This is a genomic window from Pseudomonas sp. 2995-1, from assembly GCF_002742505.1.
Taxonomy (GTDB): domain Bacteria; phylum Pseudomonadota; class Gammaproteobacteria; order Pseudomonadales; family Pseudomonadaceae; genus Aquipseudomonas; species Aquipseudomonas sivasensis.
Map to the genome: position 1 here is coordinate 368,151 of NZ_LJSA01000490.1, position 25,195 is coordinate 393,345.

Annotated in this window: 23 protein-coding genes; 6 read left to right on the forward strand and 17 right to left on the reverse strand. The window is 61.0% G+C overall.

What is annotated here, in order from left to right:
• Nucleotides 1–113: 113 nt before the first annotated feature.
• Together AOA61_RS26275 and AOA61_RS26280 are read left to right on the forward strand one after the other, a co-directional pair.
• Entirely contained in the window at nt 114–1,526 is a 1,413-nt protein-coding gene (locus AOA61_RS26275; RefSeq protein ID WP_099603038.1) for an aspartate aminotransferase family protein, read from the forward strand.
• Between the two features lie 81 nt (nt 1,527–1,607).
• A complete protein-coding gene (locus AOA61_RS26280) occupies nt 1,608–1,829 on the forward strand; it encodes an MbtH family protein (RefSeq protein WP_099603039.1) in 222 nt (73 codons plus the stop codon).
• 236 nt (nt 1,830–2,065) lie between these two features.
• On the opposite strand, the gene AOA61_RS26285 is transcribed toward AOA61_RS26280, so the two are convergent.
• The 7 genes from AOA61_RS26285 to minC form a co-directional block, all read right to left on the reverse strand.
• The gene (locus AOA61_RS26285; RefSeq protein ID WP_032887985.1) at nt 2,066–4,234 is read right to left on the reverse strand and encodes a mechanosensitive ion channel family protein; all 2,169 of its coding nucleotides are present in this window, start codon (nt 4,232–4,234) and stop codon (nt 2,066–2,068) included.
• Between the two features lie 52 nt (nt 4,235–4,286).
• Nucleotides 4,287–4,463 carry a hypothetical protein gene (locus AOA61_RS31605; protein WP_010208820.1) on the reverse strand — a complete coding sequence of 59 codons (177 nt, stop codon included), beginning with the start codon at nt 4,461–4,463 and terminating at the stop codon, nt 4,287–4,289.
• Between the two features lie 208 nt (nt 4,464–4,671).
• Nucleotides 4,672–5,961, reverse strand: a complete 1,290-nt coding sequence (locus tag AOA61_RS26290; protein ID WP_099603040.1) for a M18 family aminopeptidase — start codon at nt 5,959–5,961, stop codon at nt 4,672–4,674.
• A 172-nt stretch (nt 5,962–6,133) separates the two neighbouring features.
• Nucleotides 6,134–6,769 (reverse strand): RluA family pseudouridine synthase, encoded by a 636-nt coding sequence (locus tag AOA61_RS26295; protein ID WP_032887988.1) that lies wholly within the window; start codon nt 6,767–6,769, stop codon nt 6,134–6,136.
• A gap of 96 nt (nt 6,770–6,865) precedes the next feature.
• A complete protein-coding gene (gene minE, locus AOA61_RS26300) occupies nt 6,866–7,120 on the reverse strand; it encodes a cell division topological specificity factor MinE (protein ID WP_003175252.1) in 255 nt (84 codons plus the stop codon).
• 3 nt (nt 7,121–7,123) lie between these two features.
• Entirely contained in the window at nt 7,124–7,936 is an 813-nt protein-coding gene (minD, locus tag AOA61_RS26305) for a septum site-determining protein MinD (RefSeq protein WP_017737535.1), read from the reverse strand.
• Nucleotides 7,937–8,136: 200 nt separating this feature from the next.
• The gene (gene minC / locus AOA61_RS26310; protein ID WP_032888096.1) at nt 8,137–8,874 is read right to left on the reverse strand and encodes a septum site-determining protein MinC; all 738 of its coding nucleotides are present in this window, start codon (nt 8,872–8,874) and stop codon (nt 8,137–8,139) included.
• Nucleotides 8,875–8,993: 119 nt separating this feature from the next.
• Here minC and AOA61_RS26315 point away from each other — a divergent pair, with 119 nt between their 5' ends.
• Both AOA61_RS26315 and AOA61_RS26320 read left to right on the forward strand, forming a co-directional pair.
• A complete protein-coding gene (locus AOA61_RS26315; protein WP_032887990.1) occupies nt 8,994–9,929 on the forward strand; it encodes a lipid A biosynthesis lauroyl acyltransferase in 936 nt (311 codons plus the stop codon).
• 30 nt (nt 9,930–9,959) lie between these two features.
• Nucleotides 9,960–11,108 (forward strand): patatin-like phospholipase family protein, encoded by a 1,149-nt coding sequence (locus tag AOA61_RS26320; RefSeq protein WP_099603041.1) that lies wholly within the window; start codon nt 9,960–9,962, stop codon nt 11,106–11,108.
• A gap of 109 nt (nt 11,109–11,217) precedes the next feature.
• On the opposite strand, the gene AOA61_RS26325 is transcribed toward AOA61_RS26320, so the two are convergent.
• The 9 genes from AOA61_RS26325 to AOA61_RS30965 form a co-directional block, all read right to left on the reverse strand.
• Nucleotides 11,218–12,003 carry an outer membrane protein OmpK gene (locus tag AOA61_RS26325; protein WP_032887994.1) on the reverse strand — a complete coding sequence of 262 codons (786 nt, stop codon included), beginning with the start codon at nt 12,001–12,003 and terminating at the stop codon, nt 11,218–11,220.
• Complete coding sequence (locus AOA61_RS30960; protein ID WP_143521257.1) at nt 12,000–12,395, reverse strand: hypothetical protein; 396 nt, start codon at nt 12,393–12,395, stop codon at nt 12,000–12,002. The genes AOA61_RS26325 and AOA61_RS30960 overlap by 4 nt, the downstream gene beginning before the upstream one ends.
• Nucleotides 12,396–12,442: 47 nt before the next feature.
• On the reverse strand, nt 12,443–13,789 hold the full coding sequence (locus AOA61_RS26330; protein ID WP_099603042.1) for a nucleobase:cation symporter-2 family protein: 1,347 nt from the start codon (nt 13,787–13,789) through the stop codon (nt 12,443–12,445).
• 176 nt (nt 13,790–13,965) lie between these two features.
• Nucleotides 13,966–15,249 (reverse strand): urate hydroxylase PuuD, encoded by a 1,284-nt coding sequence (locus tag AOA61_RS26335; RefSeq protein WP_099603043.1) that lies wholly within the window; start codon nt 15,247–15,249, stop codon nt 13,966–13,968.
• Between the two features lie 51 nt (nt 15,250–15,300).
• Complete coding sequence (locus AOA61_RS26340; RefSeq protein WP_027603915.1) at nt 15,301–15,804, reverse strand: ureidoglycolate lyase; 504 nt, start codon at nt 15,802–15,804, stop codon at nt 15,301–15,303.
• 225 nt (nt 15,805–16,029) lie between these two features.
• Nucleotides 16,030–17,025 (reverse strand): allantoicase, encoded by a 996-nt coding sequence (gene alc / locus AOA61_RS26345; RefSeq protein WP_032888001.1) that lies wholly within the window; start codon nt 17,023–17,025, stop codon nt 16,030–16,032.
• Between the two features lie 41 nt (nt 17,026–17,066).
• Nucleotides 17,067–17,582 carry a 2-oxo-4-hydroxy-4-carboxy-5-ureidoimidazoline decarboxylase gene (gene uraD / locus AOA61_RS26350; RefSeq protein ID WP_032888003.1) on the reverse strand — a complete coding sequence of 172 codons (516 nt, stop codon included), beginning with the start codon at nt 17,580–17,582 and terminating at the stop codon, nt 17,067–17,069.
• The gene (gene puuE / locus AOA61_RS26355) at nt 17,579–18,505 is read right to left on the reverse strand and encodes an allantoinase PuuE (protein ID WP_032888005.1); all 927 of its coding nucleotides are present in this window, start codon (nt 18,503–18,505) and stop codon (nt 17,579–17,581) included. Before puuE ends, uraD begins: the two co-directional genes overlap by 4 nt.
• Before the next feature lie 148 nt (nt 18,506–18,653).
• A complete protein-coding gene (locus AOA61_RS30965) occupies nt 18,654–18,872 on the reverse strand; it encodes a hypothetical protein (RefSeq protein WP_143521258.1) in 219 nt (72 codons plus the stop codon).
• A 14-nt stretch (nt 18,873–18,886) separates the two neighbouring features.
• On the opposite strand from AOA61_RS30965, the gene uraH reads away from it, so the two are divergent.
• Together uraH and AOA61_RS26365 are read left to right on the forward strand one after the other, a co-directional pair.
• On the forward strand, nt 18,887–19,240 hold the full coding sequence (gene uraH, locus AOA61_RS26360; protein WP_032888007.1) for a hydroxyisourate hydrolase: 354 nt from the start codon (nt 18,887–18,889) through the stop codon (nt 19,238–19,240).
• A 154-nt stretch (nt 19,241–19,394) separates the two neighbouring features.
• Nucleotides 19,395–24,572 (forward strand): DUF6543 domain-containing protein, encoded by a 5,178-nt coding sequence (locus AOA61_RS26365; protein ID WP_099603044.1) that lies wholly within the window; start codon nt 19,395–19,397, stop codon nt 24,570–24,572.
• On the opposite strand, the gene AOA61_RS26370 is transcribed toward AOA61_RS26365, so the two are convergent.
• Nucleotides 24,547–25,188, reverse strand: coding sequence for a LysE family translocator (locus tag AOA61_RS26370; RefSeq protein ID WP_099603045.1), 642 nt, complete (start codon nt 25,186–25,188; stop codon nt 24,547–24,549). The genes AOA61_RS26365 and AOA61_RS26370 overlap by 26 nt on opposite strands.
• Nucleotides 25,189–25,195 lie beyond the last annotated feature (7 nt).

The window sequence follows — 25,195 nt, forward strand, 5'->3', positions numbered from 1 at the left end:
CCCTCAGCCGCTGATGCGTTTCCAGAACAGGAAATCCGTGCGCATGCCCTTGGGCCAGACGCCAACGGATTGGCAGTTTGGTCACCATCATCAGCGTATTGAGGGATAGAGAGATGTCTGTCGCTACCAGCCGTATCGAAAGCGCCCCAGTGCATGTCAGCCCGGCGCCTGTAGAAACGCTCTACCAGTTCGACGAAACACCGCTGCTGGCCCGTCAGCGCCAGCAGGAATCCAATGCGCGCAGTTATCCGCGGCGTATCCCTTTGGCGCTCAAACGCGCCAAGGGCATCTACGTGGAAGACGTGGAAGGCCGCCAGTTCATCGACTGCCTGGCCGGGGCCGGCACCCTGGCGCTGGGGCATAACCACCCGGTGGTGATCGAAGCTATCCAGCAAGTGCTGAGTGATGAGCTGCCGTTGCACACCCTCGACCTGACTACGCCGGTCAAGGATCAATTCGTGCAGGACTTGTTCGGTCTGTTGCCGGCCGAGTTGGCGCGGGAAGCCAAGATCCAGTTTTGCGGGCCCACTGGCACCGATGCGGTGGAAGCCGCGCTGAAACTGGTCCGTACTGCCACAGGGCGCAGCACCGTGCTGTCGTTCCAGGGCGGTTATCACGGCATGAGCCAAGGCGCTTTGAGTCTGATGGGAAGCCTCGGGCCGAAGAAGCCCTTGGGGGCGTTGCTTGGCAATGGCGTGCAGTTCCTGCCGTATCCCTACGATTACCGCTGCCCGTTTGGTCTGGGCGGTGCGCAAGGTGTGCGGGTCAACCTGCACTACCTGGAAAACCTGCTTAACGACCCGGAAGCTGGCGTGTTGCTGCCGGCAGCGGTGATTGTTGAAGTGGTGCAGGGTGAAGGCGGCGTAATCCCGGCCGACCTCGACTGGCTGCGCGGTCTGCGACGCATCACCGAACAGGCGGGTGTGGCGTTGATTGTCGACGAAATCCAGAGCGGTTTTGGCCGCACCGGCAAGATGTTCGCCTTCGAACACGCGGGCATCATTCCGGATGTGGTGGTGATGTCCAAGGCCATCGGCGGTAGCTTGCCGTTGGCGGTGGTGGTGTACCGCGACTGGCTCGACACCTGGCTGCCGGGCGCCCATGCCGGCACGTTCCGTGGCAATCAAATGGCTATGGCGGCGGGTTCGGCGGTGATGCGCTACCTCAAGGAACACGACCTGCCCGGTCACGCAACAGTTATGGGCGAGCGCCTCGGCGAACACCTGCGCATCCTGCAACGCGACTTCCCGCAGTTGGGGGATATTCGCGGTCGCGGGCTGATGCTCGGTGTGGAACTGGTCGACCCGGACGGCACCCTCGATACCCAGGGCCACCCTCCGGTGCACCGCCAATTGGCGCCGCTGGTACAGCGCGAGTGCCTCAAGCGCGGGCTGATCCTGGAACTGGGTGGTCGCCATGGCAGCGTGGTGCGCTTCCTGCCGCCGCTGGTGATCACCGCCGCTGAAGTCGACCGTGTGGCCGAGATCTTCGGGCGTGCCCTGGCCGCCGCCGTGGACAGCCTCTAATTTTTCGACGGCTTGGTACGTTTCTACAGATATCAGTGCAGCGCGTGGTGCGCAGCCAGCTTTTTGCGATGGAGAACAGCAATGACCTCAGTATTTGACCGCGACGACATCCTGTTTCAGGTAGTGGTCAACCATGAAGAACAGTATTCCATCTGGCCCGACTACAAGGTCGTGCCGGAAGGCTGGCGCACCGTGGGCAAGAGCGGCATGAAGAAAGAGTGCCTGGCCTACATCGAAGAAGCCTGGACCGATATGCGCCCGTTGAGCTTGCGCCAGAAGATGGATGGAGCAGCGCTCGTTTAAACATGGCGGTTTGTGTCTGGTAATCAGGCTCTATGGGGTGAGCGCGCGTATTGTGGCAAGCGGGCCTGGTGCGGTGAGCGTGCTTGCCCCGCGCTGGGCTGCAAAGCAGCCCCACTCCAGCCACTGAGTTGTATCAGATACACCGCATTCCACCCGTTCAGGACCGCTTCGCGCTCCAGCGCGCGGCAAGCCCGCTCACCACAACAAGCCGCTCGGCAAAGGTGGGCGCGACGACTTCAAGCGTCCTTCTCTTTCTCCAACCCACCCGAAGCTCCCGTCACCACCTGCACACTCAATCGAGGTGTTGCCAGATCCAACCCGGCCTCGTCCAGATGTCGTTTCAGCGACAGGTTGAACGCCCGTGACACTTCCCATTGCTTGATCGGCGCCGTCTTGAACCGGGCGCGCAGGATCGCGCTGCCTGACTCAAAGCTTTCCACCCCCTGGATCTCCAGCGGCGACCAGATATTGCGGCGCTGCAGCGGGTCATTGCGCATTTTCTGGCCGACATCACGGATCAGCTTGATCGCGTTATCAATGTCCATGTTGTACGGAATTGCCACCCGGAAGATCGCGTAGCCGAACTCTCGCGAGTAGTTCTTGATGCTCTTGATCTCGCTGAACGGAATGGTGTGCACAATCCCGTCGATGTCGCGCAGGCGCACGGTGCGGATGGTCAGGCCCTCGACGGTGCCGAGGTGGCCGCCTACATCCACGTAGTCATCAATCGCCAGGGAATCTTCGATGATGATGAACAGGCCGGTGATCAAGTCTGCCACCAGCGACTGCGCACCAAAACCGATGGCCAGGCCGATCACACCGGCACCCGCCAGCAGCGGTGTGACGTTCATGCCCATGTTCGCCAGGGCGACGATGGCGGCAATGATGAAGATCGTCACGAACAGCACGTTGCGGATCAACGGCATCATGGTCTGCGCCCGCGCATTGGCCAGGCCTTTGCGCGAGCGGGTGAGGGCGTGGTGGATCGCGGTGTCGCTGAGGATCCAGATCAGCCAGGCGAACAGCAGCGTACCGGCCAGGCCGAACAGTTTGACCGCGATTTCATGCCCCTCGCCTTCGGCAAAGCCAATCAGCGACAGGCCCCAGACCCGCAGGCCCAGCTCGATAAACACCAGCCATACCGCCAGGTGGGCCAGGGTGTAGATGAAGCTTTTCAGGCGCTCGGAGTACAGCGCATGGCGCTTGTGCCCGCGTTGCGGCTTGAGAGCATGGCGGCGTACCAGACCGTTGATGACCATGCACAACACCAGCAACACCGTGCACAGCAGCGATTGGCGCAGGGCGGTGCTGGTGTCGCCGGCAGAGACGAACGTGGCAAACAGCGAAATGCCCACCAACAGCAAGGCCGGGAGGTACCAGAACGAACCGATGATCGAGAGGGTGTCGCTGAGGGCGCGACGAGTGAGGCGGCGCGACAGCGGTTGGTTGCGTATCAGGTGGGCGATCGGGCGGCGAAACCGCAGGATAAACACGCCGGTGGACAACGCCGCCATCACATTGGCGACGGTTGCGGCGGTGTGAGACAGGTGTTGGCCGAGCGCGGTTACCAGTCTTGGGTCGCTCAGGGCTTCACCAAAAGCGGCAAAGCTGCCGATCCACCACAGCGGACGAAAGGCCTGGTGCCGCAGGATATACAGCGCACGATGGCGGTGCGGGCCGTCGAGCAAAGAGAACGCGATCACGCAGATGGCTGAGAAACAGGTACCGACCACCAGCGCGTAAGCCAACACCATTGCCAGGGATTTACCCAGGGAAGAGGGCAGTGCGTAGCTCATGTACACGGTGATCACCAGCGCGATCAGCCACGGCCCCAGTTTGCGCAGGGCAAAGCGCACCATGTCCCAGGTGCGCGGGTGTTGCGGCAGTTCTTCAGGCAGGCCGAACCGTTCGCGGACGCGGTGGCTGAGCCATATCAGCACGTAGGCCAGCAGGCTCCACACCGCGAGAATAAGCGCAAAGCCAAAAATGATTGGCAGCCATTCGTTGGCCGGCAGCATCAAAGCGTCGAGTTCGTCCTTGGCCTGGTCGATCTCATCGGACCAACGCCCCAGCGGGCTGTCGTTGCCGGAGAACTGTTGCTCCAGGGTCGACAGCGTGCTGCCGATCAGCCCAAGCACGCCCTGTTCGGCGGCCGGCTGGGCTTTTTGTGTGGCGGCGCGGAGTTTTTTCAGATCGCTCAGCAGTTGGGTGCGCTGCTGGTCGTTTTCCAGGGTCTTGATCACCTCGTCCAGCGATTGGCCGAGGGGCACTTCTGCCTGGGGCTGGGACTTGTTAGTGCTGCCGAGCAGGCCGGGCAAACCGACTGCTTGGGCAGAAGTAAGCGGCAGCAGGGTGAACAGGGCGATCAGCAGGTAGCAGGGCAGGGCAAACAGACGGGAAAGCACGAGGCGGTCAACCTTGGAAACGACGGGTTGAGCGAGTGTACGAGTGCACGCGTCATTCGGCCAGTTTGGCGAGGATCTTGTACACCACGGTGCCCAGGATCAGCAGCATACCGATCCACATGCCGAACACGCCGAGGGGCTTGTCGCGAAAGTTGAAGCCGACCGCGAGCATGATCATGCCGATCAGAATAGGGATAAGCATGGCGTGGAAGGAGGACATGGAGATCATGGTGCGACGGCCTTGTCGGAGTGGGAATACTGACAAGTCTAGGTCGGATTGCGGGAAGTGCAGATGATGCAGATCAGGTGTACGCAAAACCAAATGCGGGAGGGGGGCTTGCCCTCGATAGCGGTCTGTCAGTCAGCTTGTTTTTAGCTGGCCCACCGCATCGGGGGCAAGCCCCCTCCCACATTTCTGGCTGTATGTAGTCTTTGGATCAAGGCAGGTCGCGACTGGCGTAGAACGCACCCAGTACCTTCACCAGATGCGCCAGGTCATGGCTGCCGCACAGTTCACGAATGGAGTGCATGGCAAACGTCGGCAGGCCGATGTCCACGGTACGCACGCCCAGGTGGCTGGCGGTGATCGGGCCGATGGTCGAGCCGCAGCCCATGTCGCTGCGCACCACAAAGCTCTGTACCGGCACTTCTTCGGCCATGCACAGGTGGCGGAAGAACCCGGCGGTTTCGCTGTTGGTCGCGTAGCGCTGGTTGCTGTTGACCTTGATTACCGGGCCGGCATTGAGCTTGGGGCCGTGGTTGGCGTCGTGCTTGTCGGCGTAGTTCGGGTGCACACCGTGGGCATTGTCCGCCGATACCAACAGGGATTTCTGAATGGTACGTACGAATTCATCACCCTCCGGCAACAGGCGTCGCAGGGTCTGTTCCAGCATTGGGCCATCGGCACCGCAGGCCGAGCAGGAACCGACTTCTTCGTGGTCGTTGCACACCAGTACGCAGGTTTCGTCGGTCTCGCTGGTGAGCAGGGCTTGCAGGCCGGCGTAGCACGACAATAGGTTGTCGAGGCGCGCGCCGGCGATGAAGTCGCCATTGAGGCCAATTACAGCTGCACTCTGGGTGTCGTAGAAGCTCAGCTCGTAATCGAGCACCACATCAGCGTTCAACCCGTGCTCGCGCGCCAGTTGCTCGGTGAGCACGGCTCGGAAGTCCACGCGCTCGTCACCGGCAAACTGCGCGAGGATCGGCGGCAGTTCGGTCTGGGCGTTGATTGCCCAGCCTTGATTGGCTTCGCGGTTCAGGTGAATGGCCAGGTTCGGGATGATGGCGATGGGCAGCTTGAAGTCGATCAGTTGGCTTTCGACTTTGCCGTCGCGGCGGAACGTCACGCGGCCTGCCAGGGACAAGTCGCGGTCAAACCACGGCGCCAGCAAGGCGCCGCCGTAGACTTCCACGCCCAACTGCCAGAAGCCCTGGCGTTGCAGCTCGGGCTGGGGCTTGACCCGCAGGCACGGGCTGTCGGTATGGGCGCCCACCAGGCGAATCCCGCCCTGCAGCGGCGAGTGACGGCCGAGCTTGAAGGCGATGATCGAGGAGTCGTTGCGGGTCACGTAGTAGCGACCGTTGGCTTCGGTGGCCCAGGTTTCGCGCTCGTCGAGACGCTGGTAACCGGCCGCTTCCAGGCGCTGGACCAGGGCGGCAGTGGCATGAAAAGGAGTAGGGGAGGCCTTGAGGAAGTCGATCAGGCCTTGATTCAACGCTTCGCGCATAAATAGCTCCAGACAGCAATGCGCGGAGTTTACCGTTCGGTGACGGGAAGTGCACAGTACAAATGTGGGAGGGGGCTTGCCCCCGATTGCAGTGGGTCAGTCAACAATACAGTGACTGATTCTCCGCCATCGGGGGCAAGCCCCCTCCCACATTTGTTCTGTGTTCACAGCTTTAGAAGGGCGCTGGGCACTCGAAGCGCAAACGCTCGCCACTCTGCGGATGAGTAAAGCTCAGCATGCTTGCGTGCAAGCACAGGCGCGGCCATGCAGCCAGGGCTTGCTCATGGGCATACAGGCCGTCGCCGAGCAACGGATGACCGATCGACAGCATGTGCACGCGCAACTGGTGCGAGCGCCCGGTGATGGGCGTCAGCTCCACACGGCACCAGTCGCCGCAACGTTCCAGCACCTTCCAGAAGGTCATCGCGTGTTTGCCGAACTCGTGATCCACCACATGCCGTGGTTTGGTCGGCGGGTCGTAGCGCAAGGGCAGATCAATGCTGCCGCTGTCGAGTTCCGGCTGGCCCCAGGCCAATGCGGTGTAGGCCTTCTCGGTTTCACGGTCGTGAAACTGGCGGGACAGTTCGCGATGGGTATCGGCATCCCGGGCGAGCAGGATGATCCCCGAGGTTTCCCAGTCCAGGCGATGGACGATGCGGGCTTCGGGGTAGCCGTTTTCCTGCAGGCGGGTGATCAGGCAGTCTTTGTTGTCGTCGGCGCGGCCAGGCACCGAGAGCAGCAGGGTCGGCTTGTTCACCACCAGGACAGCGTCGTCCTGATGCAGGATATGGATATTGGACAGCGGCATTAAACAGCCTCGTAACAAACGCCAACGGCGGCTCGCCCACCCGGTTCCCGCTATGGGATCAAGGTGTGCGAGCCGCCGTGGCGGCCGCCTGTTCGATCAACGATCAGGCAGGGTGATATTGAGTTCCAGAATCGAGCAGCTGCCGTCATTTTCCAGAGCGACATGCACGTCATCGTTGCCGATGTTGACGTACTTGCGGATCACCTCGACCAGTTCCTTCTGCAAGGCTGGCAGGTAGTCCGGGGTGCTGCGTTGGCCGCGTTCGTGCGCCACGATGATCTGTAGACGCTCTTTCGCGACCGACGCGGTGCTTGGCTTTTTGTTGGCGCGAAAGAAGTCGAGAAATTTCATTGTTTAGTTGCCTCCAAAGATACGCTCGAAGAATCCCTTCTTCTTAACATCGAGGAAGCGATGTTCCACGGTCTTGCCCAGCAAGCGATCAACCGCATCGCTGTACGCCTGGCCGGCGTCGCTCTGGTCATCAAGAATAACCGGGACACCCTGGTTGGAAGCCTTCAGGACGGCCTGGGATTCCGGGATCACGCCCAGCAGGGTCACCGCGAGGATGTCCTTGACGTCCTCGACACCGAGCATTTCGCCGTTGCTGACGCGCTCAGGGTTGTAGCGGGTGAGCAGCAGGTGCTCCTTGATCGGGTCTTCACCTTTCTCTGCGCGCTGGGACTTGCTGGCCAGCAGGCCGAGCATGCGGTCCGAGTCACGTACGGAGGACACTTCCGGGTTGGTTACCACGATGGCCTCATCGGCGAAGTACATCGCCAAATGAGCACCGGTTTCGATGCCGGCCGGGGAGTCGCAGACGACGTATTCGAAGGTTTCCTTCAGTTCAGCGAGGACTTTGCCTACGCCTTCTTTGGTCAACGCATCTTTGTCACGGGTCTGGCTGGCGGCCAGTACGTACAGGTTCTCAAGGCGCTTGTCCTTGATCAGGGCCTGTTGCAGGTTGGCTTCGCCGTTCACCACGTTGACGAAGTCGTACACCACACGGCGTTCGCAGCCCATGATCAGGTCGAGGTTACGCAAACCGACGTCGAAGTCGACGATGACTGTCTTGTGGCCGCGCAGAGCGAGGCCGGTACCGATAGCGGCGCTGGTGGTGGTCTTACCCACACCACCCTTGCCGGATGTAACCACGAGAATCTTGGCCAAGGTGTTTCACCCCTAAGGAAAAAGGACTTTTCAGTCCCTGAAAAACATCTCTTGGAACTCGCTGCAGGCGGACGGTCTTTGTAGGAAAAAGACGGGTTAGCGTAGGAAAAACGCCAACCTTCAGATGTTCCTACACAAGTATTGCCGGTTTCGCTGTGCTATCAGAGTCTAGAGATGCTTGGAAAATGCGGCAGTATCCGTTAAAGACGGATGATGTTCAACACATCGCCCGACAGGCTGACCTGCACCCCGGCCCCCCACAGCGGATCACGGCGCAAATCTTCGGAAACCTTGTACTGGCCTGCGATGGACACTAGCTCAGCGGTCAACTGCTGGCAAAAAATACGGGCCTTGGTATCACCCTTGATGCCGGCGAGGGCACGTCCGCGCATCGGGCCGTATACATGGATGTTGCCATCGGCGAGAAGTTCCGCGCCGGGACTGACCGAGGAGATGACAACCAAGTCGCCGCCCTGGGCGTAAATTTGCTGCCCACCGCGTACGGGAGAGGTGATGATCTTTGTAGGCTTTATCGTCGGCTCCGGTGGTTTTTCCGGTTTTTTCTTCTCTTCACCGACCAATGGTTCGAGCGGACGCTCGCGTGCGCCGGACGGCGGCAATACTGGCAGTTCAATGGCGATGGCCGCGGCAATGTCTTCGATACGGCTGGCACGAATGGCCAGAGTGCGCAGGCCATGGGAGCGGCACACGCGCATCAGGCCGGGCAGATCGACAGCGCCCTGGCCGGCAGGCAGTTTGTCCAGGGCCAGCACCAGCGGGGCGTTGTTGAAGAAGTTTGGCGCCAGGGCGACCTTGGCGGCGAGCTGGCGGTCCAGGGCGTCGAGGTCGTTACGGGCGAGTTCCAGCACGGTGATGGCGAGCATGCTGCCTTTCAGCTGGAACACGGGATCTTGGTCTAGCGGTTCGGTTTGGCTCATGGTCGGCATAAAGCGGCTTGTCACGAAAAGTGTCGAGACTTATAACGAGAACATCCACTGGCCGCAAGCCGGGTCGAACCGTTGTAGAATGCGCGGCCCTGTCTTTACCGGAATCTGTAATGGATCGCCCGCGTTTTCGAGCTGCATTTTTTCACCCGCGTTTCTGGCTGCTATGGCTTGGGCTCGGCCTGCTGTGGCTGGTCACCCAATTGCCATACCGCGCGCTGCTGGCCATTGGTCGGTTACTGGGCGCGGGTATGTACCGTGTGGCCAGCGAGCGTCGCCGCATCGCCGCGCGTAACCTGGAACTGTGCTTCCCGGAAAAAACCGCTAAAGAGCGTAAGCAGTTGCTCAAGGAAAACTTTGCCTCCACAGGCATCGCCTTCTTTGAAATGGCCATGAGTTGGTGGTGGTCGCGCCAGCGCCTGTCGCGTCTGGCCCATGTCGAAGGCCTGGAGCATCTCAAGCAGGCCCAACTCGATGGCAAGGGCGTGATCCTCATGGCCCTGCATTTCACCACCCTGGAAATCGGCGCGGCGCTGTTGGGCCAAAAGCACACCATTGATGGGATGTACCGCGAGCACGGCAATCCGTTGTTCGACTTTATCCAGCGCCGTGGCCGCGAGCGCCACAACCTTGATTCCCTGGCCATCGAGCGCGAAGACGTGCGCGGCATGCTTAAGCTGCTGCGCGCCGGCCGCGCCATCTGGTACGCACCTGACCAGGACTATGGCGCCAAGCAAAGTATTTTCGTACCGCTGTTCGGCATCCAGGCCGCCACCGTCACCGCCACCAGCAAGTTCGCCCGCCTGGGCAAGGCGCTGGTGGTGCCGTTCACCCAGGAGCGCCTGGCCGACGGCAGTGGTTACCGCCTGGTGATCCATCCGCCGTTGACCGACTTTCCCGGCGAAAGCGATGAGGTGGACTGCCTGCGCATCAACCAGTGGGTCGAAACCTCTGTACGCGAATGCCCCGAGCAATACCTGTGGACCCACCGCCGCTTCAAGAGCCGGCCACCGGGCGAACCCAAGTTGTACGAAAAAAGCCGCCGATAAGGCGAGATTTTCCCCACACGGAGTGATGCGATGCGCCCAGCTGAACCGGTAACAGGCTTGATTCTTTCCGGCGGCGGGGCGCGAGCGGCGTATCAGGTGGGTGTTTTGGCGGCGATTGCCGAGCTGTTGCCACCAGGGGCGCCCAACCCGTTTCCGGTGATCGTCGGCACCTCGGCCGGGGCGATCAATGCGGTGACACTGGCCAGTGGCGCGATGGATTTCACGGCGGCGATCCAGCGTCTTACTGCCTTCTGGCAGGGCTTTCGCAGCCATCTGGTGTTGCGCAGTGATTGGCCGGGGGTTATTCGCCAGGCGAGTCGTTTCCTCATCCACAGCCTGTTGGGCCTGGGCGCGCAAGTGCCGGTAGCGTTGCTTAATAGCTCTCCGCTGCGGAACTTGTTGCAAGAGCGCCTGAACCTGGGCGGCATCGACGAAGCCATCCGAAACAAGCATTTGCACGCGGTGGCGGTCACCGCGTTCGGCTATGAATCCGGGCAGGCGGTGACCTTCTATCAAGGTGGCGGCACCATTGATGCGTGGTTGCGCCATCGGCGTATCGGCGTCCCGACGCAACTGACGGTTGAGCACCTGCTGGCCAGTTCAGCGATCCCTTTGCTGTTTGCCCCGGTGAAACTCGACCAGGAATATTTCGGTGACGGTGCGGTGCGCCAATCAGCCCCGATCAGCCCGGCGCTGCACCTGGGGGCGACCCGCGTGCTGGTGGTGGGCGTCAGCGGCAACCCGCGGGGCAATGAGCCGTCGGTGCAGCGCACCTACACCGGTCAGGAACCGACCCTGGCCCAGATCGGTGGGCACATGCTCAACAGCACGTTCATCGACAGCCTGGAAAGTGATATCGAATTGCTGGAGCGTCTGAACCAGTTCAGCCATCACCAGCCAGCCGACAGCGCGGCCCGAGGCCTGGCACCGGTTGAAGTGCTGGTGATTGCGCCAAGCCAGCCGATCGATGAAATCGCGGCAAGGCATCGGCAGGAATTGCCGGCGGCGTTGCGGTTGTTCTTGCGTGGGCCGGGGGCGACCAAGACGAGCGGGGCGGGGGTGCTGAGTTACTTGCTGTTCGAGGCGGGGTATTGCAGCGAGTTGATTGAGTTGGGCAGAAAAGATGCGCTGGCCAAGCGTGAGGAGATCATGCGGTTCCTGGGCCTGCCGCCTATCTGAATGTGGGAGGGGGCTTGCTCCCGATAGCAGTGTGTCAGTCAACAAATAGAGTGACTGACACACTGCTATCGGGAGCAAGCCCCCTCCCACATTTGTCTTGCATTGGCTTTTAGAAGTGATACTTGACCAGGAAGCTCGCCGTGTCCTGGGTGGTCTTGAATGCACCCGAATCTTCGATCCCGTACTTGTTCTTCCAGTAGTCGTACTCAAAACCCACATACAGCTGCTTATCGCCCCAATGCAGCGCTTTACCCAGGTCGTATTTAACCTGCGGGTTGAAGTGCAGGTTGGCGTGGTAAGTGCCACGGGCGTTTTTGTCGTTATCCACCACCCAATCCATGAAGCCGTCGATCAGGATGTCGGAGCTGCCGACGGGAATGGTGTAGGCCCACACCGGAGTGATTTGCCAAACGCCATCACCCGCGCGATTGCCTTCGGTCTGGCGCTGATAGAAGTTCAGTTGGAAGTAGTCGAAACCAGGGATGTTCAAGTCGAACGCCGGGCCGAGCAGGTACGACTCGTTATCGCCTTCGCCGAACTCGTAAGTGAAGGCCAGCAGCACATCCTTGATCGGTCCGAAGGACAGGTCTTTGTCGAGGATTTTACCGAATGACAACCGTGGGCTGATCTCGCCGTAGTAGGTGCTTGGGCCGACGTTGCCGTCTTCCTTGCCGTTGTAGAAGATACGGTCGACGAACACAAAGTTGTCGCCGTACTTCCACGCGTCGGCGTGTTCGAAGGTGACGGTTTGCTGGATCTGCGGGTTGACGGTAAAGCTCTTGCCCCACAGGTACGTCAGGCTGTTGTTCTGCCACTGCAACAAGTCACCGGCCACGGCCTGACCACCCGCAAGCAGGGATCCTGCCAGCATCAGGCCTTTGAACATAGGTTTCATTCGGTTGCTCCCGAGTTAAGGTTTTGTGGTTTTTCTTCTACGCAGGCGCTCTGGTGTGGCGCCTTTTGGTTCGCTGCAAAAATCGTCTGTTTGGTCAGCTTTAGTGCTTTTAGCAAGAGCTGCGCCAAGGTGTTTGAAACGCCAAAAAATCCCCGTCGGCTGCAACAAATGCAGTCGAATACAGAGGCGTTTTGTGCACCGTGGCAGCAGACATTAGGCCGGGATAAGTTGGCCTTGCAGTCAGCTTTTACATTCGCTGTTTTTTTTTGAGTCGATTCGAGCGGGCGCGGAGAATACTGGCTCCCAAGCCTTGGCTCAAGTGCGCTCTTACAGAGCGTGTCGGGCATAAATGGGGCACGGCTGATGGCCGCCCCCAGGTGGAGGGTGTGCATGGTGGGGTTCCTTGTTCGGTATTGTTTTTGTTGTCGTAACGAAGGAATCAATGCGTATGAGCGACGGCAGGGCGTTCTGAACCGCCGAGGATGTTGAACAGGATATTCAGTGACAACGCGCTGAGGGTGGCCATGGCGATGCCACTGTGGGTAATCGGGCTCATCCACAACGGCAGTTGGGCGAAGAACTCCGGGCGCACTACGGGAATCAGGCCCATGCCGATGCTCACCGCTACCAGCAACTGGTTACGGCGGTCGGCGATGTCAGCTTCCTGAAGGATCTTGATGCCGGTGGCTGCGACCATGCCGAACATGGCAATCGCCGCACCGCCGAGCACTGCCGGTGGAATCGAAGCCACCAGGTACGCCGCTTTGGGCAACAGGCTGAGCACAATCAGGAACGCGCCGGCCATGATCGTCACCGAGCGGCAACGCACGCCGGTCATCTGCACCAGGCCGATGTTCTGGGCGAATGAGGAGTGGGTAAAGGTGTTGAAGAACCCGGCGAAGAACGACGCGCCGGCATCACACAGCAAGCCCCGACGCAGCATCTTGGGGGACACTTCCTGACCGGTGATCTTGCCCAGGGCGAGGAACATCCCGGTGGATTCGACAAAGATAATCACCACGACCAGGCACATCGACAGGATCGGCGCCAACTCGAACTTCGGCATGCCGAAGTGCAGCGGTGTCACCACCTGCACCCACGGCGCCTGGGCCAGGCCGCTGAGGTCGACCATGCCAATGATGCCGCACAAGCCGTAGCCAAGCCCCATACCGATCAGCACCGAAATGTTCACCCAGAAACCGCGCATGAAGCGGTTGATCAGCAGGATGGTAGCCAGTACCAGCGCGGCAATCGCCAGGTAGATCGGCGAGCCAAATGTGGCTGCCGCGCTGCCGCCGCCGGCCCAGTTCACGGCCACGGGGAATAGCGAAAGGCCGATGGCGGTGATCACGGTGCCAGTCACCAACGGTGGGAAAAAGCGCACCACCTTGGACATGAAGGGCGCAATGATCATCCCGAAGACCCCCGCCGCGATGGTCGCGCCGAAGATCCCCTGCAAGCCGATACCCGGCATGCCGGCCATGGCGACCATGCTGCCGACGGCGGCAAAACTGGCGCCCATCATCACCGGCATACGAATGCCCACCGGGCCGATGCCGAATGACTGGATCATGGTGGCGATACCGGCCACCAGCAGGTCGGCGTTGATCAGGAAAGCGATTTCTTCACGGCTCAAGCCCGCGGCCTGGCCAATGATGAGGGGTACGGCGACGGCGCCGCCGTACATCAGCAAGACGTGTTGCAGGCCTACCAGAATCAGTTGCAAGAGGGGCAGCCGCTCCATGGCAGGGGCGGCAGGAATCTGCGGTTCGACTAACTCGGTCATGCAACACCTCGGATCTTTTTTATTTTTGTGTTGTGTGGAACGCAATCTCTAAATCACTACAAGTCCCCTGTGGGATGGGGGCTTGCCCCCGATTGCGGTGGTTCAGTCACTGATGTTTTGAATGACACACGGCTATCGGGGGCAAGCCCCTCCCACATTGGAACTGTGTGAATCTGTCAGTTGGTACGCGCCCCCTGGTTGATCCAGGTGCCAATCAAATCCCGCTCCTGCTGGGTCATCTGGGTGATGTTGCCCAGCGGCATGATCTGGCTCGCCACGGCCTGCGCCTGAATGCGTGCTGCCTGTTGCTGGATCTGCGCCGGGGTATCGAACATCACCCCAGCCGGAGCGGTGCTGAACAGCGGGCTGGTGGGCTTGGCCGAATGGCACACGGCGCAACGCTCTTGGATCACCCCATGCACCTTGTCGAAATCAATCGTCGCCTGGGCGGGGGCCGGTTCGGCGGCGGGAGCTGCTGGAACCGCGGGTTTCAAGCCACCGCCCAACGCCGTTTCAGGCAGTGGCTGGTATTCGATGGCCGCAGGTGCCTTGGCAATCGGCTCTGCCGGTTTTGGCCCAGTGACGTATGCCAGGCTAATCATCGCCAACGCGCCGACCGGTAAGGTCCATGCATACTTCTGGCTGTTGTGACGGGTGTTGAAGTAGTGCCGTACCAACACCGCCGCCACCGCGATACCCGCCAGGATCAGCCAGTTGTATTGGCTGCCGTAGGTGCTCGGGAAGTGGTTGCTGATCATGATGAACAGCACCGGCAAGGTGAAGTAGTTGTTATGGCGCGAACGCAGCAATCCCTTGGCCGGCAGGGCCGGATCAGGCGTGCGGTTCTCGGCGATGGCCGCCACCAGCGCGCGCTGCGCCGGCATGATGATGCGGAACACGTTGCCCACCATGATGGTGCCGATCACCGCACCGACGTGCAGGTAGGCGCCACGGCCGCTGAACACTTTGCTGAAGCCATAGGCCGCCGCAATCAACAGCACAAACAGGATGAAACCGAGCAGGGCAGGGCGTTTACCCAGGGCCGAGTCGCAGAGGAAGGAGTAGATGAACCAGCCGGCGAACAGTGAGCCAATGCCCAGCAATACGCCCTCGGTGCCGCTGAGGCTACTGCCAGGTGCGAGCAGGTACAGCGTCGGGTTGAGGTAGAACACCACGCACAGCAGCGCGACGCCCGACATCCAGGTGAAATAGGCTTCCCATTTGAACCAGTGCAGGTTGTCCGGCATGGTCGGCGGGGCCAGTTTGTATTTTTCCAGGTGGTAGATACCGCCACCGTGGATCGCCCACAAGTCACCGGCGAGGCCGCTCTTGGGGTTGACGCGGTTGAGGTTGTTTTCCAGCCAGACAAAGTAGAACGAAGCGCCGATCCAGGCGACGCCAGTGATCATGTGAACCCAGCGCACGCTAAGGTTCAGCCATTCCAACAGATGTGCTTCCACAGTCTTTACCTCTCGCCTGTCACCCTTGTTGTCGGGTGATCCGGCCTTCTCTTATTGGTGGGGGGCGAGGATCAACCGCTCATCCTCTTTGAAAAAATGCTCATCGCAGTTATTGCCTGTGCCACTGCGATCAACCACCAGGAAGTCATCCCGCTTTTCGATCGTCAGCACCGGGTGGTGCCAGACGCCGCGATGGTAATTAATGCCCTGCCTGCCGTTGGTGACGAAGGCGCGGACCAAGCCCGATACAGGTGCATCGCCAAGTGGCGCGACCACGATCAGAAAGGGGTTGCCGAGCAGCGGTATGAAAGCCTGGCTGCCCAGCGGGTGTCTTTCCAGCATGCACACGGTCAGCGGCATATCCAGCGCGTCGGCGCGGAAGATGCTGATGATTGCGTTGTCTTCAGGCTGTGCGGTTTCTACCGTTGCCAGCTTGTGAAAGCGCATGGTCGACCCGTTGTTGATCATGAAGTGATCGCTGCCGTCGGTTTCGATAACGTCTCCGAAGGGGGCGAAGGCTTCTTTGGTCAGGGGTTCGATCATCAGTGTGCGCATGGCTGTCTTCTTATCCGGATTCTGTGTTGGTTATGCGGTTGCTTGTGGGTGTGATGAACGTGTGTGGTGGGGGGGCTTACCCCGCGCTGGGCTGCGAAGCGGCCCCAACAAGATCACTGCGTTTCTTCTGTGAAAACGCGGTGTCTGCTTCCAGGGTCGCTTCGCGCCCCAACGCGGGGCAAGCCCGCTCACCACAACAAGCTCTTTTGCCACAGGATTCAGCGTTTACTTGGCGACTTTACCCAGTACGCGCAGGCGGCTCACGCCCCCATCCGGGAACACGTTCAGGCGGATGTGGGTGATCGGGCCCAGTGCCTTGATCTGCTCGGCGAAGGTGTGTTCGGCGTGCATTTCCAACTTCTGCGCCGGTAGCAGTTCGCGCCAGAACAGCGATTGGGTTTCGATCTGGCTGTCGGTGCCGCCTTTCACGAAGGCGCCTTGGATCGAGCAGGTGTCCGGGTAGTTGCCCTTGAAGTGCAGGGTATCGACGATGATCTTCTCGATCTCGCCCGGGTGGCCCAATGCGACGATCACCCAGTCATTGCCTGGTGTACGACGACGAGCGGTTTCCCAGCCATCGCCCATGTTGATGCCACGACCTGGGTTGAGAATGTTGCTCATGCGGCCGAAGTGTTCATCGGAGCACGCCAGTGCGCGGCCGCCGTTCAGGGCAGACGCCAGGTCGACCTGTTCGTTGTCGCCCACCGACGACCAGTCGCGGAACGGAATACCGTACACACGCAGACGGGCTACGCCGCCGTCCGGGTAGATGTTGAAACGCAGGTGGCTGAACGCCTGATCGTTGCTGATCTCGTGGTAGTGGTGGCTGTTGCCTTGCAACTCGACGGCCGACAGCACTTCGGTCCACTGGGTGTTGTCATCCGGGTCGCCCGAGGCCAGGAAGCAGGCTTCCAGGGACGCCGACGGCGGGAAGTTGCCGGTGAAGAATGAAGTGTCGATGTCCACGCCCTTGATCGAACCCGGTACGCCCAGGCGGATCACTGCGCTGTCGTAGCCTTCGAAGCGCTTGCGGCGTGACTCCCAGCCGTCCATCCACTTGCCGTTGTCATCGAAAACGCCCTCCTTCCACACGGCCGGGGTCGGCTGGAACAGGCGGTTGGCGTCAGCGAACCAGTCATCGGTCACCGAAAGGATCTTGGTGCCCAGACGGGCGTCGGCCAGGTTGACGAACTTCTCGAAAGGTACGGCGTAAGCTTTCATTCTTCTTGTCTGCCTTAGATAGAGTGGCTGGGGATGGTCGTTTAGAGGGTCAGTAAACGGAACAACGCGATCTTGTTGATCTCGGCCAGGGCGCATTTGAATTCGGCGTCCGCCGAGTTGTGAATGCGCGTCTCGAATGCGGCCAGGATCTGATGCCGGTTGCTGCCTTTTACCGCCATGATGAAGGGAAACTTGAACGTGGCTTTGTAGGCATCGTTCAGCTCGGTGAAGCGCGAGAACTCTTCGGCCGTGCATTGGTGAATCCCCGCGCCAGCTTGCTCATCAGTGCTGGCTTGGGTGAGTTGGCCCTGGACGGCAGCTTTGCCGGCCAGGTCCGGGTGGGCGTTGATCAGGGCCAGTTGACTGGTGTGATCAGCGCTCAACAGGATGTCGCTCATGCGCTGGTGCAGGGTTTCGATCTGGTCGATCGAAGGGTCCTGGCCCAGGTCGAAGGCCTTTTCGGCCACCCATGGCGAGTGTTCGTAGATATCGGCAAAGGCGGCGACAAACTCATCGCGGCTCAAGGTCGATGGCTTCAGGGTCTTGAATGCAGTCATTTGGCCGCTCCCGTGTACGGGTGGGTTTCATGCCAGTGACGGGCGATATCGACGCGGCGGGTGAACCACACGTGTTCATGGCCCTTGGCGTATTCGATAAAACGCTTCAGCGCAGCCAGGCGCGCCGGGCGGCCAATCAAACGGCAATGCAGGCCGATGGACAACATCTTCGGTGCCTCGGCGCCTTCGGCGTACAGCACGTCGAACGCATCCTTCAGGTATTCGAAAAAGTCATCGCCCTTGTTGAAACCTTGCACCTGGGTGAAGCGCATGTCGTTGGTGTCCAGGGTATAGGGGATCACCAGGTGCGGCTTGCCGGTGGGGTTGTTGGGTTCCCAGTAGGGCAGGTCGTCGTCGTAGGTGTCGCAGTCGTACAGGAAACCGCCTTCTTCCATCACCAGGCGACGGGTGTTCGGGCCGGTGCGGCCGGTGTACCAGCCCAGCGGGCGTTCGCCGGTCAGTTCGGTAAGGATGCGGATGGCTTCGAGCATATGCTCGCGCTCCTGGGCCTCGTCCATGTACTGGTAGTCGATCCAGCGGTAGCCGTGGCTGCAGATCTCATGGCCGGCCTCGACCATGGCGCGAATCACGTCCGGGTGGCGTTGGGCGGCCATGGCCACGGCGAAGATGGTCAGCGGGATATCGAATTCTTTGAACAGCTTGAGGATGCGCCACACGCCGGCACGGCTGCCGTATTCGTACAGCGACTCCATGCTCATGTTGCGTGCGCCTTGCAGCGGTTGGGCCGAGACCATTTCCGATAGGAAGGCTTCGGACTCTTTGTCGCCGTGCAAAATATTGCGCTCGCCGCCTTCTTCGTAATTGAGTACGAAAGACAACGCGATGCGTGCCTTGCCCGGCCAGTGGGGGTGAGGAGGGTTACTGCCGTAACCGATCAGGTCGCGTGGGTAGTCAGCGCTCACTGCAGTCTTCCTTCTTGTTCGTGGTAGCAAGTGCGTGGCGACCGGCAGAAAAACCTGGTGGCGTCACAGCGATGAGCTGATTGTATACAACTTGATGGTCACTTTGTAAGCCTGTATTTCTGCATTTTTTCCAGGCGGTTGCCACCGATTAGCTTTGCAAGAAACTTGCCTGGTTGGTCAGTAAATGGATGAAAGGGCGTTTAAAAGCAAGGCTTGCTGAGAATTTGCAGTGAGGATAGCTGCGCAGAGTGGTGAGTAAAACTTTGTAATTTTTATTGTGTACAATTTTTATTAAAAGTGTCTTAATCAGCGCATCGCCGGATTTTGCATGCCCTGTAAAGGTGCGGCCTATTTTCACTCTACTCAAGGGAGCTCCGTTCCATGGGACGACTGACCACACACGTACTCGATGCCGCCCACGGCTGCCCCGGCAGCGCCATCCAGGTTGAACTGTACCGCGTCGAAGGCACGCAGTTGGAGCTGGTCGCCAGCGCCCTGACCAACAGCGACGGTCGTTGCGATGCACCGCTGCTGCAAGGCGATGACTACCGCACGGGTGTTTACCAGCTGCAATTCAGCGCCGGCGATTACTACCGTGCCCGTGGCGTGCAGTTGCCGGAGCCGGCCTTCCTTGATGTCGTCGTACTGCGTTTTGGTATCAGTGCCGAACAGGATCACTACCACGTGCCTCTGCTGATTTCGCCTTACAGCTACTCTACCTATCGCGGTAGCTGAGTCGTCACCTCGCTTCACACCCCCAAAGCTCTTCGTTGGTTTCGCCCGCGCACACTGCGGGCTTTTTTTTGCGCGCAGAAACGTTCAATTATCTAGCGCCTTATTGGCGTGATTGCTCAATAGGCTAGGTGTTTTCCTCGACGAAGACACTGCCGTGACCTCACTTACCGACCCTGATGACGACGCGCTACAGGCCCTGCGTACCCAGCTCACGCTGCGTATCAACAGCAGCCTCTATCCCAGTCGCCTGGTCAATCGACTCGCGCTGGCGGACTTGGGCTGCGCTGAAGCGGCGACTACCCTCAGCCGTCTGATCAGCGCTGCGCCCCGGGTGCTGCGGGTAGTTCGTGCCGAGCTGCGCAAAGCATTCGAACTGGACCCGGACCGCCTGCTCTTTACCGAACCCAAGCCGCCCGCCGTCGCGCAGAAAACCGACAGCCTGACCGACCGCGCCTTGCGCCTGATGGTGTTGCCGTCGGTGTCGATCAACCTCAATCAGTTCACCGCCCTGAGCGACAAGGACGACCCGAACCGCCGCTTTACGTTCACGCCCCTGGAGGCGCTGCGCCGGGTGATCGGCCTCAACCTGTTTGACCGGCTCGCCCAGGCCCACAACGATTATTGGCAGGGGTTGGCTGCCGGCACCTGGCTTACGCGTCAGGAGCGATGGGTGCAGGTGCATCAGCAACTGTTCGCCCACCAGGCCTTCATCGCCCGTCAATTGGACGAGCTGTCGAGCGCCGGGCGGGTCATGGTCCAGGCGTTGGTGGATGCGCCGACGGTGGAGGCGCGCCAGCGTGCGGGCGAGCGTTGGGCCAGTGTGCAGGCGTGCGAGTTGATGTGGCCTGGCGCCGGGCCGCGGTTGATGCCGATCCCTGGCGCCCTGCATATTTATCGTGAGGGCGACCCGATGGGCATGCCCCATGTGATGTATCTGCCGGGCGTGCAGCGCAACTTTTATGAGTACCCCTCGTTCGACCAATTGCAGTGCGCCCTGGTGGCGCTGATCAACGGCGCGCTGTTCGACGACCTGTGGCAATGCCTGCCCCTGCGACGTCGGCACGAGGTGTGTGAGCCGGCCTCGACCGCTGCCGCGGGTCGCGGCGTACGGTTGTCGGGCGATGCATTGGCCTACAGCGCGCAGGCGGTACTGGACGCGCAATGGGAAAACGAACTGGCCTGCGCTGTGTCGATCAACCTCAAACAGGTGTTTTCCGCCACGCCCCAGCCTGCGGTGACGAACGCCACACGCTTTCTCGCCTACATTGAACGGGCACGCCGGCACTGGGTCGGTAAACCACGGCTGGAGCGGTGGCGCCGTGAGCTGCTGGACTGGGACCAGCATCGACGACGCCAGGAAATCATCTTCGCCAGCACCGCGTCGAGCCTGGCGATCAACACGGCACTGCGCCAGGTCAAGCGTTACGAAAAGGGCCTGATGGCGCTGCTCGATCACAGCGACCCGGTGGTGGACACGCCAGCCTGGCTGGAATATGTGGCGCTTGAAGCACAACTCAAGGCCCACGAGGACACCCTGGCCGCACAGGTGCAGGACGCGCAACTGCGGCTGTTCGAGGCGGCGTACTGGGGGGAACGCCCCAGCGGCCAACTCAAGCGCGCGAGCGCTTATATCCTCGGCCTGAAGGACCTGTTGCGCGTTGAAGTTCAACTGCAGCACCGGCTCAAGCGTCTGCGCGCGCCCCATCGGGACCTGCTGCTCGAAGTATTGGAGGCACCGCTGGCCAGCAAGCGCGAGGGCAGTCTTACCCGTGTGCTGTCGGTGCGGGTGGGCGATGACTGGCCGCTGCACAGCGTGTTTGCGGTTACGCGCCAGGCTGCGCTGGATGCTCCCGAGCGGCGAGAACCGGTGGTGCTGTGTGCACTCGGGCGCGAGGGCGGTGTGGCTGGGTTTTCCAGCCTGGGGGAGTTGTCCCGCAGCGTCGAGGCCAGTCTCGGCAGTCGCGATACGTCGCTGTTATGGGGTTACGTCGAGCGGCAGCAGCGTCAAGCCGTACGCGCACGAGTTGCCGCGCGCACGCTGAAAGTGAGCTATCACGCCATCGACGGCAACCCCCTGCTGCTGGCACTCAAAAGGCTTCTCAAGAGCTATGTTCTGCTGCAGCACAGCGCGAATATTTTCAACGGAATTGAAGATCCTCAACTCAGCCGCCAATTGCTCGCGGTCGAGCTGCATGAGCACCTGCTTGCCCCGGCCAACCAGGCGTTGAACCAAGCACGCGACCATGTCGATCTGGTCCGCAAAGCCGCAGAAGCGAAAAAAAAGCTGCCATCGTGGCTGACTGACGCGACGGCGGCGCAGGTCAACCGCTTCAAGCGTGTGCAAGGTCGTTACCTGAGCAGCGTATTTGCCTATGAAGAGCGCCTCCAGCAGCGCTTGCCCGATGTGCACGCTTTTGCCCGCGACCTGCTGATCGCGCGTTTGCGAGAAGACGGCCCGTACCCGGAGTTGAACATCGACACGCCATTTATCGAAATGCCCGATCAGGTCGACGGCAGGTTTTGTGGCTGGGAAAGCACCTGCACAGTGGGCGATCGCAACGAAGCCCTTACTCCCAGCGCGACGCGCACGCAGTTCAGTCTGCTGCAACTGGCGCTGCACAACCTGGACCCGAAGATGCGGCCCACCTATTGGCGCTTCCGGCACGCCACCTATCTGCAACCGGCGTGGAAGCAACGCCTGAGCGTCAGCTACTTGGTCAATATGGTGTCCTCGCTGGACATCGGCGGCCAGTACGAGGCGTTGATCCAGCGCACGTTCCACTCGCCTGACCCGCGTGAGCAGGGGCGCGTTCCGCCACTGTTGAGGCGCGCGTTGGGGGCGGGTATCGACGCCGACCGCTATTCGGCGCTCAGGCAGGGGGTAAGCGAGCAGGGGCTGAGTCTGTTCAATACGGCGATCGGCGCCCGCGCCCCCGAAGATCTGCGCAGAAACGGCCATCACGTGCAGCTCTATGTGGTGCATCTGGCCGGCCACACCCTCCTGCATGATCGCTACATCGCCGGGATCGTGGTCATCCATGACCAGATTTCCCAGGCCTGTGTGGTGTATTGGCCCACCGCGCCGCAGGCAGGCAGCCTTAGCGAATATGCCAGCCTGCAATTGGCGCGCGAGCATCTCAATGGCATGAGTTCGTTGCCCGCGAATGTCACGGCGTTGGCCCGGCACGTCGCGCCCGGTTGGGCGTTCGAAGCGATCGACCACCACGGCCGCAAACCGAGCAAGGGGTCACGGTTACCCGGCCCGTTGGATTTCGTGCCGACTTTCGTCATGTTGCAAGGGCTGTGGCACGTCGCCGAGTTCGTGCGTTCATTCAAGGTCAGGCACCTGGAACCCACGGCGCTTGTCGAGCAGATTGAGCAACAAATCCGTGAGCAGATCGACAGTGATCAGACGAACTGGCTGGTACTGGTGCCGACTGCACACTGGGACGCTCGCGCCCTGTTGTATCAGGCGCGGGTGCTTGAGCAGCAGCGCCGGGCGCAGGCCATCAGCAACTCCGGCAAGACCTTGGAGAAACACCGAGAGCAGCGACTGGAGGAGCGCAGCGATAGCCGTCGGCGTGCCTTGTTGTCGCTTGCCGTGCCGTTCTTCGGCCTGGGTAACCAGCTGTATGAATTGCTGCTGACGTCGCGGCGTTATCACCGCGAGGGCGACCCTCGGGACGCGGTGGCGGTGGCATTTGGTGCGGTGTTCCTGGCAGTTGACCTGCTGCTGACCTTTGTCCCTGGGCCCAAACTCAAACCGGGGAACCTGGCCCGTCCGGGGCTGCGCTCGATAGGCACGGGTCTGCACCGCCTGCATCGCGCAGCGTTCTCGGAGTTTGGCCAGGTCGCGCACGTGCCCAAGTTGCCCGGCGCGGGTACGGCGCTCAAACCCCTGGAACGTTTTCGCGTCCAGGGCCTGCCCCAAGGCGCGATCGCCTTGAAGGGGGCGGGTGAAAAAGGTGTCTACGTGAAGCGCGGCGAGCATTTCGTGGTGGACGGAACGCATCACTACCCGGTCTACCGCCGCGAGGGTGAAGGTTTTTTCCGCCTGAAGAGCAAGGACGCGGCGGGGCAGGATGAATTAATCCTGACGCTGCACGAACCCGGCGAGTGGCTGCTGGGGGCGGACGCGCCGGTCGCCGGCCCGAGCTCGGCAGTACTCAACCCGTGGCGCGCGGCTGCCACGCAGTCGGATTGGCAACCACCGGTGGTACCCACTGCGACCCGGGAACGGATTCACCGCTCAAGCGTGGCGTCCCGTCATTGGTTCGATTGGCGCCTGCATGGCGCCGATGATGTGGGCGTCGGGTCCTCGGTGAACGGCGTGTTTCATGTACACATGGATCCTCCGGGATTCCCTTACGATGCCATCTATGTCGGGAGCCGCTATGACACGCCGACGCAATCGGCTATTGGCTACTACCGGTTGTTGCATCAGGGTGAGCACGTGCCCTTGAGCGACATGGCCTTTATTTCCAGGAACGAGCCGCTGGTGTCCAGGGCTCGCGTTGATATCGAACACTGGACCAGCAGCGGCCTTGATGAACAGCCGATTCCTGTGTCGCGTACGTCAACGGGCGAATGGCAGCTGCATGCGCCGCTGTTCGATGGGCCATTGGAGCCGTCGGTTGAGAGGGCGTTCCCGACGCTGACGAGCAGCAGCCGAACCTTTGCGGTGGCAAGGCTGATCGAGTTGGCGGACTCATCCCGTTCAGTCACCGCCAGCCATCTGCTTAACGTGCGCGCAACGCTGGACAGCTGGTTAACCCCAAGTCCCGTGCAACTTGGCCAGACCGATGACCTGCTGCGCATGCTGCGACCCACCGAACGGTACGGCGGCTATACCTATATCGGATTCGAAGGCCGGGCGCCGGGCTTCACACGCGTTGACTTCACGCCCACTATCGCGCTTGACGAGGTGCTCAAGGCCGGCGGCGCGCAGCATTCGGCTCAGAGGCAGATTGCCCAGGGTGCAGCCACCCGCGCGACGCTGGAGCAGCAGGGCTTCAGGGTGCAGGAGTGGAGTGTAAAGCGCGGCACGGTCCGCAGTCCCGAGTGGCTGGTGACCCACCCCCAGTCAAACGCGCTGTACTACATCACCTTCCAGTGGTTGGATCGCGGCAGTATCTTGCTCAGGTCAAAGCTCACCCACGCATGGTTCAATCAAGCCATCAAACAACATCGGACTTCCGCCATGGCCGCGTCGGTCCGGGAGGCGCTGAGCGAACAGCGCCTCGTGCGGATGATGGCCGGCATTCAATGGCCGAGGCATGGCAATCGCCCGCCCACGGTGTATTTCGTCAAAGTGAGCCCGCGCGAGCGTTGACCAGTGAAATAACGCCGGCACCACCGAACAGGCTCGCGCTGATGCGGTTGAACCAGCTCTGGCCCGCGCCGCTGCGCAGGTACCGCGCGGCGCCATGGGCGCCGAGGCCGTAGGCGAGCTTGCAGGCCAGGTCGAGCAGAGTCCACGTGGCGATCATGATCAGCAGTTGCGGGAGGAAGGCGTTCTGGCTGCTGAGAAATTGCGGCAGGAAGGCGGCGAAAAACAGGATGTCCTTGGGGTTGCTGGCCCCCAGCACAAAGGCCCGGCCAAACAGCGCGCGAAAGCGCGGCACTGGCGCAGCCTGGGGCACTGTCGCGCCCTGGGAAGGCTGGCGCGATTGCTGCCAGCTCTGCCACGCCAGGTAGAACAGGTACAGCGCGCCGACGATCTTCAGCGCGTTGAACACCTTTTCCGACGCAAGCAGCAATGCGCCCAGGCCCAGCGCCGAAGCGCTCAGCAGACAGATCGAGGCAAACACCCCGCCTAGAAACGCCGGGTACGAGCGGCGCAGGCCGTAGTTGAGGCTGTTGCTGATCATCAGCAACGACAGCGGCCCCGGGATCAGGATCACTACCAGCGCAGCGCCGCTGAACAGCAGCCAGGTTTCCAGACTCATTGCTTGC

Coding starts and splice junctions, on each gene's coding strand:
- minC (WP_032888096.1), bottom strand. CDS start 8,874: ATGAGCCAAACCGAACCGCTAGACCAAGATCCCGTGTTCCAGCTGAAA.
- AOA61_RS26340 (WP_027603915.1), bottom strand. CDS start 15,804: ATGCGCACACTGATGATCGAACCCCTGACCAAAGAAGCCTTCGCCCCC.
- AOA61_RS26275 (WP_099603038.1), top strand. CDS start 114: ATGTCTGTCGCTACCAGCCGTATCGAAAGCGCCCCAGTGCATGTCAGC.
- minE (WP_003175252.1), bottom strand. CDS start 7,120: ATGAAATTTCTCGACTTCTTTCGCGCCAACAAAAAGCCAAGCACCGCG.
- uraH (WP_032888007.1), top strand. CDS start 18,887: ATGGGACGACTGACCACACACGTACTCGATGCCGCCCACGGCTGCCCC.
- AOA61_RS30960 (WP_143521257.1), bottom strand. CDS start 12,395: ATGCACACCCTCCACCTGGGGGCGGCCATCAGCCGTGCCCCATTTATG.
- AOA61_RS26320 (WP_099603041.1), top strand. CDS start 9,960: ATGCGCCCAGCTGAACCGGTAACAGGCTTGATTCTTTCCGGCGGCGGG.
- AOA61_RS26370 (WP_099603045.1), bottom strand. CDS start 25,188: ATGAGTCTGGAAACCTGGCTGCTGTTCAGCGGCGCTGCGCTGGTAGTG.
- AOA61_RS26280 (WP_099603039.1), top strand. CDS start 1,608: ATGACCTCAGTATTTGACCGCGACGACATCCTGTTTCAGGTAGTGGTC.
- AOA61_RS26315 (WP_032887990.1), top strand. CDS start 8,994: ATGGATCGCCCGCGTTTTCGAGCTGCATTTTTTCACCCGCGTTTCTGG.
- uraD (WP_032888003.1), bottom strand. CDS start 17,582: ATGACTGCATTCAAGACCCTGAAGCCATCGACCTTGAGCCGCGATGAG.
- AOA61_RS26330 (WP_099603042.1), bottom strand. CDS start 13,789: ATGACCGAGTTAGTCGAACCGCAGATTCCTGCCGCCCCTGCCATGGAG.
- AOA61_RS26325 (WP_032887994.1), bottom strand. CDS start 12,003: ATGAAACCTATGTTCAAAGGCCTGATGCTGGCAGGATCCCTGCTTGCG.
- AOA61_RS26295 (WP_032887988.1), bottom strand. CDS start 6,769: ATGCCGCTGTCCAATATCCATATCCTGCATCAGGACGACGCTGTCCTG.
- alc (WP_032888001.1), bottom strand. CDS start 17,025: ATGAAAGCTTACGCCGTACCTTTCGAGAAGTTCGTCAACCTGGCCGAC.
- AOA61_RS31605 (WP_010208820.1), bottom strand. CDS start 4,463: ATGATCTCCATGTCCTCCTTCCACGCCATGCTTATCCCTATTCTGATC.
- AOA61_RS26290 (WP_099603040.1), bottom strand. CDS start 5,961: ATGCGCGAAGCGTTGAATCAAGGCCTGATCGACTTCCTCAAGGCCTCC.